The sequence below is a fragment of the Thalassospira xianhensis MCCC 1A02616 genome (assembly GCF_003326475.1).
Lineage (GTDB): Bacteria > Pseudomonadota > Alphaproteobacteria > Rhodospirillales > Thalassospiraceae > Thalassospira > Thalassospira xianhensis.
Window position 1 is genome coordinate 1 of record NZ_JPWA01000082.1, and the last position, 2,321, is coordinate 2,321.

Sequence of the window (2,321 nt, forward strand, 5' to 3'; positions counted from 1 at the left end):
GAGGCCCCGGCTGCCCCGGCTGAAACCGCCGCCGTTCCGGAAAAGCCCGAACCGGCTGCGACATCCACCCCGAAAGCAGCTTCGTCGGGGGCGGCTGCACCATTTTCGGTTCAGGTCGGTGCCTTCAAGGTGCATGAAAATGCCAGCCAGCGCGCCGAAGAATTGCGCAAGCTTGGCCTTGAAGTTGCGGTTGTTGCCCGTGGTCCGGAAGGCGATGCCACCTGGTATTATGTCCGGGTTGGCAGATACACGACCATGAAGGAAGCACGCGACAAGGCGGTTGCGGTCAAAAAGGACCAGAATCTTGAAGGTTTCCCGGTCCGGGCCGAACCCAATGATCGCGAAGTCAACTGACACATATATATAGTGTCGCAAGATACGATACCGGGGCCGGTGCAGATGCTGCATCGGCCCTTTCCGTTTTCTGATGAACGGGTTTGTTTTTGCGCCGTCTTTGCGGCATTCTACTTGCCATCACAGGGCAAAGGCTTTAGGCGGTACGCCAGAGTTTTTCGGAAAGCAAAGCCGTGACGTGCCACGCGGGCCGCTTTGCACATCAGGATGGTTGGCAGAAACATGACCACACAGAACGATTTTCCCAATCTTCATATTCTCGATCACCCGCTGATCCAGCACAAACTGACGCATATGCGCAAGGCTGATACCTCGACCAAGACCTTCCGCCAGCTGCTGAAGGAAATTGCGCTGCTGATGGGCTACGAGATCACCCGCGAATTGCCGGTCAGCTATGAAGACATCGTCACCCCGATCTGCCCGATGAAGGCACCGATGATCCAAGGGCGCAAACTAGCCGTCGTGCCGATCCTGCGTGCCGGTCTTGGCATGGCCGATGGCCTGATCGAGCTGATGCCGTCTGCGCGCATAGGCCATATCGGCCTTTATCGTGATCCCGAAACCCACATGCCGGTCGAATATCTGGTGAAGCTGCCTGAAGTCGAAGGCCGGACCTTCATTCTGGTCGATCCGATGCTGGCAACTGGCAACTCGGCGGTGGCGGCGATTGACACGCTGAACAAATATGGCGTGAAGGATGAAGACATTCGTTTCATGGCGCTGGTCGCAGCCCCGGAAGGGGTCAAGGTTTTCCATGACGCACATCCGAATGTGCCGGTCTATACCGCGGGCCTTGATGAGAAGCTGAATGAAAAGGCCTATATCGTGCCGGGTCTTGGCGATGCCGGTGACCGTCTGTTTGGCACCCGCTAAGTCATTTTGCGATATCAAAATACGAAAGGGCGCCATCGGGCGCCCTTTTTGTTTGATCTTTTTTTCAGGTCAATCCGGGCGATTGATCAGCCCTTGGGCGATACCGTGATATCCACCGTCGATCCGGCAAAGGATCCGCCCTGCAGCTTGATGGTCGCAACGCGGCTTTCGCGGTCATAGACCATGACCGAAATATCGGCACGCACGACGGTCACCTTGCTCCAGCCGAAATTGGGCATTTCGCGTTCATAGAAGTCATACATCTGGGCGGGTGTGCCACCGGAATTCATCACGAGGCGGCCATGCCAGGCATCGGATGCCCCGAAAATGATGCTGCGATCCATATCCAGGGATGAATTGGATGGCATCGGAATATCGGTGAACTGGGTAAAGGACGGGATCGGCTGACCGCCGCCCTTGCTGTCGGAGCCGCCACCTGATGCGGTATTCGGAACAAGGTTCGAACCGGAGCACCCGGCAAGCGCAAGGCTTGCAAGTGCGGCTGCACAAATAAATGAATGTCGCAGTCTCATCATCTTCCTTCGGTCCCCTAATGCCGTTCAGGCACTGTTATCTCGCCCCATAATCAGGTCATTATGTAAAAGAAAGGTTCACATATTGCCTTTTGTCCATCTTTTCAAAGGCCAATTGGCAATATTGCGTATCCCGTCCGGTTTTATGGCAATTTCATTGTCCGGGCATTGATACCGGTTCTGTCCCGACACGCGATCATTGCACCGCACACACCATATATAAAGCATCAAAATCACCATCAATCATCTGATCGGGATCAATGACGTGGATCGGGGCAGGGGGTAATTTGATCGAACGCACGGAAAAACCGCCCCGATGGCGAATCATGATTCGGGTTTCGGTTTTTTCTGGCGGTCGGAATGGCGGGATTGCGCCGGATTTTGCCGGGCGGATTTGCGATTATTCAACTTAAAGTCCGAAACATCCCCCGGACTTGGTGCCGGGGTTGGCTGGGTGCGAAATGTCAAGTGATTGAATTTAAACGATTTTGAGAAAAAAGACGTCGAAATGCATTTTTTCTCGAAAAAGGTGTTTACAGGCTCGGCGAGGGGCCCTATAAC

Annotated in this window: 4 protein-coding genes; 2 read left to right on the forward strand and 2 right to left on the reverse strand. The window is 54.5% G+C overall.

Features of this window, described 5'->3' with window-relative positions:
- Positions 1-354 (forward strand): SPOR domain-containing protein (locus TH5_RS25065; RefSeq protein ID WP_147250195.1); only part of this gene is annotated, 354 nt, incomplete at its 5' end.
- Between the two features lie 222 nt (positions 355-576).
- Positions 577-1,227 carry a uracil phosphoribosyltransferase gene (upp, locus tag TH5_RS25070; RefSeq protein ID WP_114124135.1) on the forward strand — a complete coding sequence of 217 codons (651 nt, stop codon included), beginning with the start codon at positions 577-579 and terminating at the stop codon, positions 1,225-1,227.
- An 86-nt stretch (positions 1,228-1,313) separates the two neighbouring features.
- Here upp and TH5_RS25075 read toward each other — a convergent pair whose 3' ends face one another.
- Together TH5_RS25075 and TH5_RS26090 are read right to left on the reverse strand one after the other, a co-directional pair.
- Positions 1,314-1,763, reverse strand: a complete 450-nt coding sequence (locus TH5_RS25075) for a hypothetical protein (RefSeq protein ID WP_231858228.1) — start codon at positions 1,761-1,763, stop codon at positions 1,314-1,316.
- A 193-nt stretch (positions 1,764-1,956) separates the two neighbouring features.
- On the reverse strand, positions 1,957-2,088 hold the full coding sequence (locus TH5_RS26090) for a hypothetical protein (RefSeq protein WP_279627796.1): 132 nt from the start codon (positions 2,086-2,088) through the stop codon (positions 1,957-1,959).
- Between the last annotated feature and the right edge of the window lie 233 nt (positions 2,089-2,321).

Bases quoted from the DNA above. Each gene is read 5' to 3' on its own strand.
- upp (WP_114124135.1), top strand. From the start codon at position 577: ATGACCACACAGAACGATTTTCCCAATCTTCATATTCTCGATCACCCG.
- TH5_RS25075 (WP_231858228.1), bottom strand. From the start codon at position 1,763: ATGATGAGACTGCGACATTCATTTATTTGTGCAGCCGCACTTGCAAGC.
- TH5_RS26090 (WP_279627796.1), bottom strand. From the start codon at position 2,088: ATGATTCGCCATCGGGGCGGTTTTTCCGTGCGTTCGATCAAATTACCC.